This window comes from Paenibacillus terreus (assembly GCF_042138595.1).
In the GTDB taxonomy this organism is placed as follows: domain Bacteria; phylum Bacillota; class Bacilli; order Paenibacillales; family Paenibacillaceae; genus Paenibacillus; species Paenibacillus terreus.
This window is the reverse complement of sequence record NZ_JBHIRX010000011.1, coordinates 43,790-60,588: the sequence shown is the minus strand read 5'-3', so window position 1 is coordinate 60,588 and position 16,799 is coordinate 43,790. Positions and strand designations below refer to the sequence as shown.

Genomic DNA, 16,799 nt, shown 5'->3' with positions numbered 1-16,799 from the left:
GTTTCATTCGGAACTGATAAAATGGGTTTCCGGCATACCTTTCAGGTCGCTGATAAACTGCCGCATGGCTGAGTTCAGGTAGCGGCTTGATTTATAGATGACACCGACAGGGTGACTGACCTCCAGCTCGCTGATCGGAATGATTTTGAGCGTCCCCGCCCGAGTTTCGGGGGTAACGGATTGCTTGGAAATAATGGCCGCCCCGAGATTGATCTCCACCATCCGCTTGATTTCCTCACTGCTGGACAATTCCATCACGACATGCGGTTCAATCCCGTATTTCTTGCATACATCATCCACGAACCGGCGTCCCACGGTGTCAGGCGAAAGCAGGATCAGCGGGATTTCCCGCAGCGATTCCATCGTGGCCGACGAGGCTTGGGAAGCAAGGGGATGACTGGGCGACACAACCAGCTCGAAGGTATCATAATAAAGCACCGAGGTATTCAAATTCGGATTGCGTTCAATCAGATATCCGATGCCAACGTCGATCATTCCATTCTCAACCTGCTGGTAGATTGCAGAGGAAGCCATGGATTGTATGGACGTTTTGATCAGTGGAAACTGGTCCTGAAAGTAAGAAAGCACACGCGGCAAGATCTGGATGGCAATGGAAGTTGTCGTGCCGAGCACGATATGCCCCTGCGGCGTCTCGTTCAAGTCGGAAAGCTTCTGGCGGAGCTCCTCCACCACATCGAGAATCCGTTCGGCATGCTCCAGAAACACCTTGCCGCGGTCAGTCAGTGTCACAGGCTGATTGCGGTCCACCAGTACGGTTTTGAATTCATCTTCAAGGCTTTTAATTTGCGCGGATACGGCAGGCTGTGTCAAGTTCAGCAGCTCTCCCGCTTTCCGGAAGCTCATCGTTTTGGATATCGTAATCAAAGTCTCCAGTTGGCTGATGTTCATATGGACACTCCCTCCTCTCTGTTACGCTCACTCTTTAAGAGGTAGTTCAAAAAGTCATCAACCTGACTTTTTGAACACACACTTTAACGGAATAGGGCAGTCTATGCTGTATTCGTTTTCTCTATATTCCTTAAATTATAGGGGATTCCCCGCAGCAGGGCAACGTAAAGAGCCTGGTCTGGCTCAGTAAGATTATGATCATCCATCCATAGACCAAAGACCTATTTTGAGTAAAATGATAAAATAATATGTGCCAATACTAGGACATTTATCACAAAAAAATAAAGCCTGCTATAACAAAACAGCAGTGATTTGACGATAAAGCATGGAGAAGGTTACACGGCATATCATTAGATTCCAGAAAGTATAAACTACTTGGTACAAGCTTCCTGGAATCGCAAGAAAAACTACTGCTAAACGCGGTCTGGCTTCTTTGAATGTACGTCGACAGACGTTTTTCTTATACCTGTTTCAACTTAAATATATGTTTTTATTTTAAAGATTAAAGTATAATATTTCTAACTGATTTAGGACTTTGGAAGTGTGACCAAAAACCCATTGCAAAGGGGCCGAGGATATCGTGAAGGCTGAAGTAATCAATCCGTTTCTGGAATCGGCACGGAATGTTATTGAACAACTGATTCAAGTATCTCCCTCTACGGGAAGCCTGGCTGTTAAAAATGTGGAGCTGATTGACGACCATATCTGGATCATGGTCGGCATGACCGGACAGATGAGCGGCAACGTGATGTTTGGCCTGCATGAACAGGTCGCGCTTCGTATTGTTTCCCTGATGATGGGCGGCTTTGTATTGACGGAGATGGATGAGATGGGACAGAGCGCCATATCCGAATTGGGCAACATGATCAGCGGCAACGCAAGCACCATTTTATCCAATCAGGGCGTCACAGTGGACATTACACCGCCACAGGTTTTGAAATCCGCCCATATGACAACTTTGGGCTCCGCCAAGGCATTGAGCATTCCGTTAATGATCGACGGGGTTGGTGAACTGGATATTCAAGTCATGATCTCCTAATATAAAAAGAAGAGATGTTTCTTTTGAAGAGGGGAGAGCCATGAGCAGCCTGAAAGGCAAAGTTGTTTTTATTACAGGAGCTTCAAGCGGCATTGGGGCTTTATGTGCCGGTATGCTGGCCGAAAGAGGAGCCGTTCCGATCCTGACCGCCCGCTCTGAGGACAGGCTGCAGCGTCTGTCCGCAGGCTTGCAGGGCCGGCATGAATGGTTTGCGCTGGATGTAACGGATAACGAGCAGGTTGCCCATATCGTCAATCTTGTACAGAGCCGATACGGCCAAATCGATATTCTGCTGAATAACGCGGGCTATGGAAAATTTGAACGGATCACAGAGATGGACATTCCCGTGTTCGAGAATATGATGGACGTCAATTATATGGGGGCCGTGCGCTGTATCAAGGCAGTCTTGCCCGGGATGCTGGAGCACAGGTCCGGCCAGATCGTGAATGTAGCTTCCATGGCGGGCAAAATCGGGACGGCAAAGTCTGCGTCCTACACGGCAACCAAGCATGCGCTGCTCGGTCTCAGCAATGCCCTCCGGCAGGAGCTGCGCGGGACAGGCATCACGGTTTCGACCATTAATCCGGGACCGATTGACACGCCGTTTTTTGATCTGGCGGATCCATCCGGCGGATATGTCGGCAGCATCCGCTGGTTCATGATGAAGCCGGAAAAAGTGGCGAAGCATATCGTCCTTGCCATGGAGAAGCAGAAGGAAGAGGTCAATCTTCCGTATTTGGCTGCTGCTGGCATCAGGCTGTATCATTTGTTTCCGAGGCTGGCCGACAGGCTGACGTACAGGATGATGAATAAGAAATAAGCGGGAAGTTCAGTTGACCTGAAAGCCCTTTTTTTCAGGTGTTGAGGCGCTCCGTGCATATTCCTCACTAAAAAAAGGAAAAAACTTTCAATCAAAGGACCTTCCTGCGATTTCCGGTGTGGGGTAAAAGGTCGAGAACAGGTTCAAGTTCACCTGTTCTCGGCCTTTTGTGCCTGGCGGTATTTGGTGAATGGCGCGTATTCGCATATAATGGATATCGGAAAGAGGATTTGGCAGAACCTTTCACCTCAAAGGTGGAGGGGGATGTAATCTTATAGTGCGAGTTCAAAAAGTCAGGTTTTCAGCACCGAGAAGGTTGGATGAAGCTAGGGACTGAGGAGCGGAGCGTACTAGGGGTACGTGAGCACCGGAAGTCCCGGCTGAATTCAAGATTCGATGTCGAGTCCACTTCCTGACTTCCTTCGTGATCAAAAGATGACTTTTTGAACAACCTCTTATAGATAGATCCGTTTGAATTTACGTTAGGGGTTGGACTTGCTCATGAAATCTAATTTTGCAGCGCTGGGCGTATCCGGCGTTCTTGCCGCCAAGCTGGCGGAGCACGGAATTAAGGAGCCGTCTCCCGTTCAGCAGGAGGCTATTCCGCTGATTCTGGAAGGAAGGGATGTCATAGCCCGCTCCCAGACCGGCACAGGTAAAACGCTGGCTTATCTGCTGCCGATTTTGCAAAGCATCAAGCCGGAGCTGAAAGCTACGCAGAAACTGGTGCTGGCCCCCAGTCAGGAGTTGGCCATGCAGATCGTTCGTGAAGCACAGCGCTATATGGACAGCGATATTGGGGTGCTAGGGCTGATTGGCGGAGCGGCTGTGAAGCGGCAGATTGAAAAGCTGCGCGAGCATCCGCGGCTGGTGGTGGGAACGCCGGGGCGTGTGCGGGAGCTGATCGCACTGAAGAAGCTGAAGATGCACAACATCTCAACCATCGTGGTAGATGAAGTGGATCAGATTTTTCAGCTTGGCGATGCGGGCGAGGTGAATCAGATCATCAACAGCGCGCTGCGCGACCGGCAGCTTGTATTCCTGTCGGCTACGGTCAGCGAGGATATTCGCGCGATGGCCAGCCGGGAGATGAAGAATGCGGCCGAGGTCGGCATTGAGCCGGAACGAGTGACAGCGGCTGGCCTTGAGCATTACTATTTTGTCTGCGAGGAAAGGGATAAGGCGGATATACTGCGCCGTATTGTGCGGACCTATAATCCGCGCAAGGCAATCGTATTTGTCAACATGACCGACACCATCGGAGAGCTGGAAGCCAAGCTGAATCATGTCGGGCTGAAGACAGCCGCTTTGTATGGCGACGCGGATAAAGTAACCCGTGCCACGGTTCTGTCCCAATTCCGCGCGGACAAGCTCAAGTTGCTGGTGGCGACGGATGTGGCCGCGCGCGGGCTGGATATCGAAGGGCTGGATATGGTCATTCAATTCGATCCGGCACCGGATTCGGAGCATTACGTGCATCGCGCCGGCCGCACGGGTAGAATGGGCCGCAAGGGCACGGTCATCTCCATTATCACGGAACGGGAGCGCTTCATCATGAACAAATTCTCCCGTGATATCGGGGAGGATATCCGCGAGCGTATGCTGCGGAATGGAATGGTGATCGAGCCGGGCCAGACAGGCGTGCGCAGAACGGCACCGGCCAAGCCTAAGACGGAGGCGTCCCGTCCGGCTGCTCCTGCTGCAGGCAGAGGCATGAAGGCAGCGCCCCGCCCTGCTGCGCGAAAAGGCGGGCAGGCGCAGAACGGGCTCAAAAGCAAAAGCGAGCGGGAGCGTGACCGGAAGAATAAAGGGGCTCCAAGATGGCTGAAGGAAAAGGGGCAGAAGCCTGAGTAATAGCCGTCGGAGGAATAACGGTAAACAACGGATATCCGGTGGGACCGCCGCAGGGGCGGATTGCCGGATGGAAAGAAGGGGAAGCCATGCAGAAGAATCCTGTTCTGCAAATTAGCGGTCTGACGGGCGGATACAGCGCGAAGCGGCCGGTGCTGCATGATATTTCGCTGGAGGTGCAGCCTGGCGAAATGGTGGGACTCATCGGCCTGAACGGAGCCGGCAAGAGTACAACGATGAAGCATATTCTGGGGCTGATGACTCCGCAGCGCGGCGAAATCCGCGTAAACGGCCATACGAGAGAGGAGAACCCTGAACAGTATCAGGGGGCGATCTCCTTTGTCCCCGAAGCGCCGGAGCTGTATCCCGAGCTGACCGTCATGGAGCATCTTGAATTTACGGCCAGAGCTTACGGAGTAAGCGAAGCGGATTTTCAGTCCAGAACAGAGCATTTGCTGGACCTGTTCCGCATGCAGGAGAAAAGCGGCAGCCTGTCGATGCATCTGTCCAAAGGGATGAGGCAGAAGGTGATGATTATGTGCGCTTTTTTGGCAGGGCCGCCGCTCTATATTATTGACGAGCCGTTTCTTGGCCTTGATCCGCTCGGCATTCGCTCACTGCTTGATTTTATGGTGGAGATCAAGCGCTCCGGCTCTTCAATTCTGCTGAGCTCGCATATTTTGTCCACCATTGAAAATTATTGCGACCGTTTCATTGTGCTTCACCGGGGAGCCGTCATCGCACAGGGCACGCTTGATGAGGTTAAGGCACAGGCGGGGAAACCGGGCATTCCCCTCGAAGAAGTATTTTATTCTCTCGTTCAGGACAGGGACTAAGCATGGATTTAAAAGCACTGCGCAGGGAAAGGCGGGCCGCATTCTGGGGGAAGGTGCTTCCGTATCTCGGCTACGTTATGCAAAGCGGTCTGGCGGCTCTGTTCATGGCCTTTTTGATCACCTTTGCCGCCTGGTATACTTCCTTGATCCTTCACCTTCCGCCGGACCTGCCCATCCGGTGGATTATGATGCTGCTCGTATTGCCCGCGGCCTGGAGCAGCTTCCGTACGTATCTGAATGACGCGGATATCGTGTTTCTGCGTCCGCAGGAATACCGGCTGCACGTATATTTCAGCGGCGCGAGAATCAGCGGAGTGGTGTATAAAATCATCGGCATGCTGCTTCTGTTCATGCTGCTGTGGCCGCTGTATATCCGCAGTGATGAAGCTCCGCGGCCGCTTCTGCCGTTCCTGCTCCTGCTTGTGCTGCTGAAGCTGCTCTTCAGCTACGGTGGCTGGCAGGAGCAGCATATGGCTTCGCGAAGCACGGCCGGCGCATATCGGCTGCTGCGCTGGGCGCTTGCCGTCCTTACCCTCGGCGCCTGGGTATGGCAGCCGCCGCTGCGCAGCCTGCCATTCATCCTGCTGGTGGCGGCGCTGTATTACGTCGTCCTGCGCCTGCCGGCCAAGCATAAAGTCCCGTGGGAGCATCTGATCCGGGTGGAACAGGCCCAGGCGGGACGTGTCATGCGCACTCTCGCCTGGTTCGTGGACGTCCCCGCCTGGACGCAGCGGGTGACGCGGCGGCCCTGGCTGGCCTGGCTCGGCAGCCGTATTCCCTGGAGCCGGGAGGCGGCTTACCGCTACCTGCTGGTGAAGACCTTCAGCCGCACGGAGCCAGCGGGCATCGTGACCCGGCTGCTGATTCTGGGGCTGCTGCTGATCTGGATACTGAGCGGGGGCTGGGCGGGCAGTGCTGTATATCTGCTGTTCGTATTTTTAATCGGCGTGCAGCTTGCCGCCCTGCGGCGGACACATCGGGATTCCCTGTGGCTGCAGCTTTATCCGATCCCGGTGAGCGCCCGCGGGAATGCCTTTCTCCGTTTTTACATGCAGATCATGCTTCCTGCAGCGGTCGTTCTATGGCTGCCGCTGCTGGCCGGCGGAGCGGGACGCTGGTCTGCCGTATGGTTTTCTCTGGCGGCAGGCCTGCTGCTGATTCTGCTGCAGCGCAGAATGCAAGCGAAGAAATGGGCCAGTGACACGGATGAAGAATAGAGGGGAGATGTCCTTCGCTTGATTGCCCCTGTCAAGTAGATTGTTAATAAAGAAATTTAAACAACCTGAGTTCTGTATATATTCAGAGCTCAGGTTGTTTGTTTTTTGGCAAATCGTTTGCTTGGGATACAAAAAAATGTTCGACTAACTTAGTGTTTATCCGACAAATTTCGCTAAATATTCCTTCCCCCTAATTTCCGATATTAAAGTGTTAACATGTATTTTATTGAATATATCATATTGGAGGTATGGACATAGGAATATGGCACAATGACTTCAAGTTAGAGTCTTGATAAAAAAGGGGAACAGTATGAAAAGAAAAAGAGTAAGCAAACAATTTCGTTTTATATTCATCGCAGTATTCCTAATATCGTCTTTTGCAATCTTATATCCATCCAATAATGCAAAGGCAGCAGGTGAATGGAAAGCGATATATAGCAACACTAACAGAGTGGATAGGTATATGAGTAGTTCTTATCTGGTATATGATACAAATATTCCTAGCAGTGAATATGGGAATTACCGAATAGATATTTCCTGGAGGTTTTCTTCTTCTATTGAAGGCGAATATTCGAGCGGTCAGGCGATGGGGTATTACAACATTATAGCGGATGATTCTCGTTTCTCTGGCAGCAGCTTTGTTGTTCCAGACACTACCTTAAAATATTCACGTAATGGCGGTTCCGCGTCCTATATGCTTTCTCAAAATAACAGAGAGTCTATCACAAACAGGATCCAGGTTGGTTTTAAAACCAATAAAACGAATGTTCTAAGCACGGTAAGCATGACCATCTATCAAAGAGATGTAACACCTCCAACGAATCCGGTCATCTCTGTCAATCCTCCGGGATATACTCAGGGCAATGTAACTGTCTCTGTTGGAGGAAGTACGGACTCCAATGGAGTTGCCAGATATGAGTACAGCCTGCAGGGAGCTCATAATTTAGGATGGACGGTATATAACAACCCAATAACGATTACCAACCCTGGGCAAACGATCATCAGTGCAAGAGCTGTTGACGTGGAAGGTAATGTCAGCGGGGTCAGCACAGCCAGCGCTTACATAGACCGGGCTGGTCCGGCTGCACCGGCAGTCTACATCAGCCGCCAGGGCTGGAGCAATACGGATGTCACAGTCGGAATTAGCAGCCACGGGGCAGATAGCCAATCAGGCGTATCCCGCAGTGAAATTGCTGTAACAGGCGCCACCAATATTGGATGGCAAACTTATACGGGCACCTTCAACATATCCTCAAATGGTCAGAGCGTCGTTCATGCCCGTACCATTGATAATGCCGGCAATGTGGGTCCGGAGAGCACAGGTGTTGTTTATATCGATAAGCTGGCTCCAAACCGGCCTACGATCTCTATGGATGGCAGCTGGAAAAGCAGCAAGCAGTTTACCCTTCAGCACGGAGCGGATAATGGGGCGAGCGGCGTCAATCGAAGCCAATACAAGCTGGGAGACAGCGGGGCCTGGACGGATTATACGGGACCTGTCACCGTCAGTCAGGAAAGCCTCGTGGTGTATGCCCGCACGATTGATAATGCCGGGAATGCGAGTGAGGCTGCGCAGTTGAACGGAAATATTGACCGAACTGCTCCGACTTTGCCAGCTATTACTTTAAGCGAGACAACATACACTTCCAAGGATGTGTCGGTGACCGTAACGAATGGACAGGATGGCATGAGCGGTGTGCTGAAATCTCAATACCGCATCGGTAGTTCAGGGGCTTGGACGGATTATACCGGGCCTTTTAAGGTGACAACCGAAGGGGCAACAACAGTGTATGCACGAACAGTGGATAAAGCGGGGAATGTAAGTGGAGAGGCATCTGCCGTGGCCAAAATCGTTCGGACGAAGCCCGTAAAACCGGCAGTGAATTTAAATCCTGTTGATTGGACAACTCAGAGCGTTACGGCCTCGGTAATAAATTCAAACAACTCTAGTGGAAGCATCTCTTATAGAGCGCAGTACAAAATTGGCGATACAGGCAGTTGGACAGATTATCAGTCTCCCATCACCATCGGGGATGAAGGCATCAAAGTCTATGCGAGAGTCGTCGATATTGCTGGAAATATGAGTGATGAAGTGATGGTAGAACCCAGAATCGACCAAACGGCTCCGACAGAACCTGTTATTCAGAGCGTTTTAAATCCTAGCGGGACTGGGGCCAATATCACAGTGACACCCGGAATGGATTCCCTTAGTGGAGTAAGCAAAACCGAGTACAAAATTGGTGACCAGGGCACTTGGATAGCTTATACCTCAGCGTTTGACGTAAGCCTTCAGGAAACTGCGACGGTCTATGCGAGGACAATAGACAGGGTTGGCAACGTGTCGACTGAGGCCGTTGAAATAATTGAGGGGAATATGTATGAAAAAGCGCTGGTAGAAGCCATCAAAGCAGTTGAAAAAGCAGAGGCTTCCAAACTTCAATCCGATATGAATACCGCTCGCAGTTTAATAAGTGATCTTAAGACTTCCGACCAGCAGCCATTACTGGAAAGGCTGAATCGGATTCAGATTATTCCCGATGTGCCGCAGGACCAAACCAAACCGTCAGCCCCTGTTGGCCTGATCGGAACGAATGTGACGCCGACCAGCATCAAGCTTGCCTGGAAAGCTGCAACGGATGATGCCGGCAGAGTCAGCTATGAAATTTATGATGGCGGCCAGCTCGTTGGTGAGACAAGAGAGCTTTTTTATGAATTGAACAATCTAAACCCGCAGCAAAGCTATGTGTTTACCGTGAAGGCGAAAGATGCTGCCGGGAATTACTCAGATCCAAGCAATGCGGTAAGCAAAGGGGTGTCCAAGAATTACAAATATATTTATGATGCGGCCGGAAGACTGGATAAGATCGAGTTGGACGGTAGGGTGCTATTCGATTATCAATATGACAAGAACGGGAATTTGCTGCGAATCGTGCCTAACCCGTAAATGAACCATGGATTGAATTTGATAGGATGGGAGATATTCTTTTGAAAGCTAGTTGGCAACGGATCATTTCAATTATATTAATCACTGTTTTTATGTTCGGTTATGTGGGAAACATCATTCCGCAAAATGTGTTCGCCGATGAAGAGGAAGAGGCCTTTGATGAGGCCTATAATCTTACCATAGATCGGATTTTGCAGCAGTTCCCGAACGTATCCCGCTCCTTTGTCGAAGCAGAATTGGCCAAGGGACATACATTGCTGCAAGTTTTCAGTGCTTTGTCTGTGGCGGAAGAAAAAAATATGAGCTACGAAAGCGCGTTTGACTTCCTGTATCCGACGGAGGTCAATCCGTCGCAAGACGTCACAGGCGACGTCTATAATTCATTCTTTACACTTGCTAGTCTGCAAGGAGTAGCTGAGGACGTGTATGGCCAGCCTCCGATCCATGCGGGAGCTTTTATAGAGCTGGGTGAAGATGAGTTGCCGCAAACGGTGTTTGGTAATGTATATGGAGAGAAACCGTTAACACCGGTGGTTGATGATGTATACACAGAGTCAGCGGATGAAGTGAAGGTGAAACAGAAACGGGAAGCATTTCTTGCCGGGCCAAATACCTTCAGTGCAATGGCTGCCACCAAGCCGGATATTATCGAACAACCGCCGGTCTATGATAAAAACAAGCTGAATCAGGCTCCTTTTTCTATAGGAGAAAGCGGGGAATCCATTTCAACGTTATCCGGCGGCTTATCTTTGGAGAGCACAGACATGTCTCTGCCTGGCCGTAATGGTCTTGGTTTTACCCTGAAACGTCAGTATAACTCCAATGATGCCCAGTTTTATGATATGACCGTAAAGGATCATTCTTACAATCAAGGAGTGTTTAAGCATTGGGTCATTTATAATATCATCAAAAAGAAGATTATTGCTCAATATATGCTCGACTACAAGGAGCGCAGGTGGAAGCAGTATGATTACAACAATGACGGACTGGTTGATACGGAAACGACTTCGTATATTATAAGCAGCGAGAAAGGCCCTTATAATTCAGAAGTTCAAGCGCGGAATGTAGGAGCGGAAATGAAGACCTATACGATTCCGGCGGATTCCAGACGTGTAACGGACTCCAGAACGGGGAAAACCAATCAATTCCCAAGTCCGCTTTCGTATAACAAAAATGGATACTCCGGAAAGCTGTACTTTGACGGATCACCTGTTGTCATTTCAGGCAGCTATTCTCCGGGCGGAACGAAAACGGCAACCAAGACATGTACAACAAAAATCGAGGGCAAATACGATGCCAATGGGGTATGGAAGCAAACCGGGAGTAATTCCCCATCATGTCCTCAATCCTATAAGTATGACAGTGATGGCTATAAGGGAACGTTAACCAGAACAACAACGGAAACTGTAAAGGCGTGTCCATCTCCGAATAAAAGCTACAAGAACTATAAATGTACAAAAACGTACAGAGCTAATTATTCGGGCAAGGTAAGCAAGCCGGCCGTTGATACCCGTACTTGGAAGCAGAGCTATAGTGGAACGGTAACGAAACCCGGATACACGAGCACGATCGGCTACAGCAACTGGGTGAGCGATGGCCGGGGAAGTATGGTGCGGGATGCTTATACCTTGTCCGGAACCCCTTCCGTGAGACAGATTGAAGGGGAAGGCAATCCGGAAAAGCAGAAAGTATCTTATGGGTACACAGAAGATCCTGACGACCCCAAATTTGATCCTTACCAGCAAGCCAAGGCAGAGGCAGAAATTATCAATGATGTGCCTGGCGGGATCTTGTTGGAGAACAAAGGGGGCTATCGTTATTATACCTCTGCTATTCCAAACGCATATGTGTGGACGGAAACCATTGGTTCCTATCGTGTTCGTGTGTACAACAATGAGCTGACCAAACCGACGCGGGACAAGCTGTACCCGATTGGTAAAGGCTGGACCTGGAAGCTGCCTTATATCGAGACTGAACTGGGCACACAATACATCCGATTGGCAGATGGCGGCAGATATGAGATCGAAGGTAATAAACTGAAGGGATACGAGTGGGAAGGCTTGTCCTTTAAACCGGATACTTCCGTTACCGTCAATAATGAAAGATCGGCCTATGTGCTTACTTCCATGGATGAGACATGGAAGCAGCATTTTACGGCGGATGGGCGTATTTTGCAAATCTCGGACAATTACAATAATCAGGTGCTGTTTGGCTACACAAAACAAGCGAACGGGGAAACATGGCTCACCTCCGTTCAGGATGCGATAGGCAACACCATCCGTATTGCTTATTCTGCTACAGCTGTCGTGTTAACCAAAGGCAATGAGCGGGTTGTCTACCAAAAACACACCGAACAGAATGTGGATATCCTGGATGCGGTGACCGATGCCAAAGGGCTCAAAACGTCTTATGGTTATAAAATAGCCGGGGCCAATGTCAATCTGGTGGCGTATGATCCGGCGCGGGGCTTGTCCAACCCTTATGTGCTGCTGACCAAGGTGCAGCATCCGACAGGAGCAGAATCACGGTATGAATATGAGGGCAGTCCGGTTAAACGGTATATGGGCGAGAAATCGTATAACGAAGCTTACCGGATAAAAACGCGTGCGGATCAGATTACGTATACCAACGGTTTTGTCAATGAATTCAATCCGCAGACGATGTTTTATACCGGGGACATGGGTTCAACGTACAAACAGAATATTCAGTTCTCGGTAGCCGTTGATAACGGTCTGCAGGTCAAAACTTACAATTATAAGAAAAACTATATCGATGATAAAACGAGCGAGCAATACTATCTGGATTCGGTGGTAGAGAAAGCGGAAAGCTTGCAGCGCACCACCACCATGAGTTATGGCAAAACGGTAACAGGCCGTGCTTACCCGGTATCACAGCCTACGACAACGCGCTTAACCAACAGCATGAATGCAGATACGCTGGTGGCTGCGACCGAGTATAACGATTACGGAAATGTGCTCAAGCAGACGGAGCCTACAGGAGCAACAACCGTTAACACATATGACGGCAAGCAGCTGCTGCAATCGACAAAGACATCGGCCAACGCCAACGGTGACGTATATGTAGAATACACGCGTAATTCATACGGTGATGTCACACGTATGGTGGTCCGGCAGGATGGACCGTCTGGTAAAGTTCTGCAGCAGGTCGATTATAACGGGTTTGATTCGTACGGAAATGTCACGAACCAGACGATTTATAATGATAACAAGCAAATCGCGACCACGACCGAGTACAGCAGCTCCTACGCAGGCGCTTTCCCTACGGCGCAATCCGTGACCGTGACCGATGCGGATGGACGTAAGTCTGTGGTACAAGTACATTCAGAGTACGACCCCGCAACGGGACTTATGACTTCGTCTACAGATGGGAAGAACCAGCGCACACAGTATAAATATGATGTTTTAGGCCGTGTAACAGAGGTTGTGAACCCGGACGGTACGCAAATTCAGGCCAGCTATGATGATATACAAAACACGGTCACGATCCAGGATGAGCTTGGCACGAAATCCCGTACCCGCTGGAATGCGCTGGGCTGGCAGACGGAGAGCGGATTGTTTACCGGACAGGGCTTCAAAGTACAGTCCCGTGCAGATTATGACGCGTTTGGCCGTTTAAGTTGGGAAGCCGATGGGCTAGGCAATACAACCAACTACTACTATGACAACTGGAGCAGACCGGTGCAGACGAGCTACGCGGATGGCTCAGCGACCAGAGTACAGTACAATGATGCTGCGCGTACAACAGCTACGTTTGATGGAGAGTTTAACAAAGTCATTCAAACCTTTGATCCATTTGGGCGGCAGGTAAAAACAGAAGAGGCCACTGCTCTGGACGGCACATTGCGTCAGGTCGAGAAGAAAAGCTATGATCCGATTAGCGATAATGTAACCAAGGCGTGGGATGGGAACGATCAACCGACCTCTTACAGCTATGATTTTTTAGGACAACTGACTTCGGTTACGAATGCCAAAGATGAAGTGACCAAATATTCCTATGATCAGTTAGGAAACAACACGGCGATTCAACATCCGGACGGTAACCGAAAACAAAAGACGTATAACGAGTTGAATCAGATCGTTTCCCAAACGGATGAAAAGGGCCAGACCACCAAGCTGTATTATGATGCTAACAACAACATGACGAAGCGGATCGACCGCAACGGGAACCAGACGCAGTATGAGTACGATGCCCGTAACCGGCTGGTGAAACAAACGAGCCAAGATCAGACCGTATCCTTCACCTACGATGATACCGGCAAACGGCTGAGCATGACGGACAATACCGGCAAAACATCGTACCAGTATGATCGGTATACAGGATTGCTCAAGACGGTGACCTATCCGGATGGTCTGAAATTAACGAATGAGTACGATCTGAATGGAAACCGAACGCAAGTGACAGATCCGTTTGGTCAGGTGACCAAGTACGTATATGACGGTCTTAATCGTGTCACGGCACTGGGCTCGAATGTAGCATACCCGGTGGCGAAATATGCGTATACGAAAAATGGTCTGGCCGCAAAGACGCTTTCCCGCAACGGAGTAGTCCATGAATCCCAGTATGACGGCGGAGTTTTGGCAGAATTGCTGGTCAAGCAGAATCTCATGACAGCCAACACGTTCAAGTATACAAGGGACGGCAATAAAAATATCGTTGGACGTGAGCAAAACGGGGCTATAGATACGTTTAAATACGATCAGCTTAGTCGGATTGCCGCTTCCAGCGAATTCAACGAGACGTACAGCTATGACCAACGCGGGAACCGTCAAACGTTAACGACAGATCAGGCACCGAATATATCACCGTCAGAGTACACTTTCGATGCCCAGGACCGGTTAACGCAGGTGCAGAGAAACAGTAAAACCGTTCAGTATAAGTACAACGGAGACGGACTGCTGGTAGGGCGTATTCAGGATGGCGTAGAAACCAGGTATTATTATGATGGCGATCAGATCATCGCAGAGGCTGTGGTTGAGAGCGGCACACCGAAGCTCAAGGCCAGTTATGTGCGGGGCAGCAAGCTGGAGGCGATTGTCTATCCAGACGGAAGCGAAGCCTATCCGGTGTATAATGGACATGGCGATCTTATCGAGCTGCGGGATAAGATCGGCAATATACTGAATAAATACAGCTATGATATCTGGGGCAATATTACTAATTCACAAGAGCAGGTTCATAACCCGTTCCGCTATTCCGGAGAGCTGTGGGATGAGGATGCAGAACTACAGTACCTCAGAGCCCGCTGGTATGATCCGGCTGTTGGGCGATTTATTAATGAGGATACGAATGAAGGGGAAACGACAAATCCGCTGAGCTTGAATTTGTATACTTATGTTGTCAATAACCCTTTAATCTATATGGATCCGAGTGGACATTATTTTGAGACACTTGATTATCAAGAACTCAGAATATTATTAAATGAAGCCAGTGATAAATCGAATTCGAGTAAGAATCAGAATTATAAGCTGTACAAGGATTTCATACGGGAAAGATACGACTTTGCATCTATCTTCGGTGGGGAGAATCGGTACAATTATTTATACGACTTATTAACGGGAACAAGTGGCTATAAGAATAGCGCAGGCAAATCCGATTGGGCACGAGAACAGTTATTGGATGCATATCAAAAGTGGACTGATAAACAAGTTCTCGAGGTAGCTGCAGGCGGATTGGTTGGTGGAGGCAAGTACACTGGTAAAGGAAAAGCCAAATCAGGAACAGTAAAAGCAGGAGCAAGAGGGTGTAACTGTTTTACAGCAGGAACGAAAGTGCAAACAGACGAAGGGGAGAAGAATATCGAAGACATTGAGGTCGGAGATAAGGTTCTCGCCAAGGATGAGAATAACCCTGATGGAGAATTGGCTTACAAGGAAGTCACCAATCTTTACCGCAACCAACGTGATGATATTATTAAATTGCATGTTGGGGAGCAAATTATCGAGACTACAGACAACCATCCATTCTGGGTTGAAGGTAAAGGGTGGGTCTTCGCTGATGAGCTTCAAGTAGGTGACAAACTCCAAAAGGCTGATGGAAGCAACCTAACAATTGATAAGGTTGAGTTCGTTAAACTGGATGAGCCAGTTACGGTTTATAACTTTACCGTTGCTGACTATCATACGTATTATGTAACGGATATTGGGATTTGGGTGCATAATACTCAATGTGGTTACAAAGACATAACAGTAGGGAAAAGTGTAAGGAATATTGAAACTAATGTCACGAGAGTAGATTTTGAAAAGAGTCTTGTGAAAGATGGTTGGACTAAATCTGTAAGTAAAGATGGAAAAAGTACTATGTATTCTAAAGACGGAGCATCATACCGGATTCGGGATAAATCAGATCAGGGATTACAAACTGCTGATTATTGGGCTAAGGGCGCGACAAAGGTAACTACTAAAATTAGATTGGGGGCTACCGATTGAGTAAAATTATTAAAGACACAACTGATTTTGAAGAAGCGCAGCACTTGGTTTCAAACGTAGTTTATGTTGAAGAGCGACTGCCAAACCAAGTATTTAAAGTTCCATTTCAAAATAAAGTTGTACTTGATTTCGATCATGCAATGAGTTATGGTTTTTGGAACGAAGTGGAGCAACTTACAGGCATTTTTGATGATTCTTTCGTCATCATGGCTGTGTTAGACCCACACCCAGTAAACTATTATTATACCGAATTTTCTCAGTATAATTGGTGCATGCTAAATAAAGGAACAACATCGGATGAGTACTGGAATACTCTTCAGCAAAGCCCTATAGAAAGTCCTGCAGATTCCATTTTATCTAATTCTGAAGTAATCGTATGGCTACCATCTTCGATGAAATGGGCGTTGTGGGGAGAAAGGAGTTACGGTATTTGTATTCTTGGTTTCAGTGACGATATTGGTGACTACAAAAGTGAATCATGGTTTACTATGGATAAAGCTATCACCGATCTAGTATCACTTAACTTTAGAAATTATACCGTTCCCGATGAGATTATCTCAAAGTTAATGAAGTACTACAGCAGCATTAAGTAAGAATTTATTAGACCTTGGGGGCCACAATCCTCAGGGTCTTTCTTTTACCACACCCAATGCCGAATGAATTTGTGCGGCGTGACCTAAATGAATGTAACTATCAAATTGCATATACTATCTATATTATAAAAAATAGAGTTTCCA

Annotated in this window: 9 protein-coding genes; 8 read left to right on the top strand and 1 reads right to left on the bottom strand. The window is 48.8% G+C overall.

Annotated features, from left to right (window positions below; all coding sequences use genetic code 11):
- Nucleotides 1–3: 3 nt before the first annotated feature.
- The gene (locus tag ACE5KN_RS19350) at nucleotides 4–909 is read right to left on the bottom strand and encodes a LysR family transcriptional regulator (RefSeq protein ID WP_375524334.1); all 906 of its coding nucleotides are present in this window, start codon (nucleotides 907–909) and stop codon (nucleotides 4–6) included.
- 580 nt (nucleotides 910–1,489) lie between these two features.
- Here ACE5KN_RS19350 and ACE5KN_RS19345 point away from each other — a divergent pair.
- The 8 genes from ACE5KN_RS19345 (at nucleotide 1,490) to ACE5KN_RS19310 (ending at nucleotide 16,655) form a co-directional block, all read left to right on the top strand.
- The gene (locus ACE5KN_RS19345) at nucleotides 1,490–1,948 is read left to right on the top strand and encodes a chemotaxis protein CheX (RefSeq protein ID WP_375524335.1); all 459 of its coding nucleotides are present in this window, start codon (nucleotides 1,490–1,492) and stop codon (nucleotides 1,946–1,948) included.
- A gap of 40 nt (nucleotides 1,949–1,988) precedes the next feature.
- On the top strand, nucleotides 1,989–2,768 hold the full coding sequence (locus ACE5KN_RS19340; protein WP_375524336.1) for an SDR family NAD(P)-dependent oxidoreductase: 780 nt from the start codon (nucleotides 1,989–1,991) through the stop codon (nucleotides 2,766–2,768).
- A gap of 501 nt (nucleotides 2,769–3,269) precedes the next feature.
- Entirely contained in the window at nucleotides 3,270–4,622 is a 1,353-nt protein-coding gene (locus tag ACE5KN_RS19335; RefSeq protein ID WP_375524337.1) for a DEAD/DEAH box helicase, read from the top strand.
- Between the two features lie 86 nt (nucleotides 4,623–4,708).
- Nucleotides 4,709–5,455 (top strand): ABC transporter ATP-binding protein, encoded by a 747-nt coding sequence (locus ACE5KN_RS19330; RefSeq protein ID WP_375524429.1) that lies wholly within the window; start codon nucleotides 4,709–4,711, stop codon nucleotides 5,453–5,455.
- Between the two features lie 2 nt (nucleotides 5,456–5,457).
- Nucleotides 5,458–6,672, top strand: a complete 1,215-nt coding sequence (locus ACE5KN_RS19325; RefSeq protein WP_375524338.1) for an ABC transporter permease — start codon at nucleotides 5,458–5,460, stop codon at nucleotides 6,670–6,672.
- Between the two features lie 784 nt (nucleotides 6,673–7,456).
- Nucleotides 7,457–9,616 (top strand): OmpL47-type beta-barrel domain-containing protein, encoded by a 2,160-nt coding sequence (locus ACE5KN_RS19320; RefSeq protein WP_375524339.1) that lies wholly within the window; start codon nucleotides 7,457–7,459, stop codon nucleotides 9,614–9,616.
- A 92-nt stretch (nucleotides 9,617–9,708) separates the two neighbouring features.
- Nucleotides 9,709–16,062, top strand: a complete 6,354-nt coding sequence (locus tag ACE5KN_RS19315) for a polymorphic toxin-type HINT domain-containing protein (protein WP_375533134.1) — start codon at nucleotides 9,709–9,711, stop codon at nucleotides 16,060–16,062.
- Nucleotides 16,059–16,655: a hypothetical protein gene (locus tag ACE5KN_RS19310; protein WP_375524341.1), complete on the top strand. Its 597-nt coding sequence runs from the start codon at nucleotides 16,059–16,061 to the stop codon at nucleotides 16,653–16,655. The genes ACE5KN_RS19315 and ACE5KN_RS19310 overlap by 4 nt, the downstream gene beginning before the upstream one ends.
- Nucleotides 16,656–16,799: the final 144 nt, after the last annotated feature.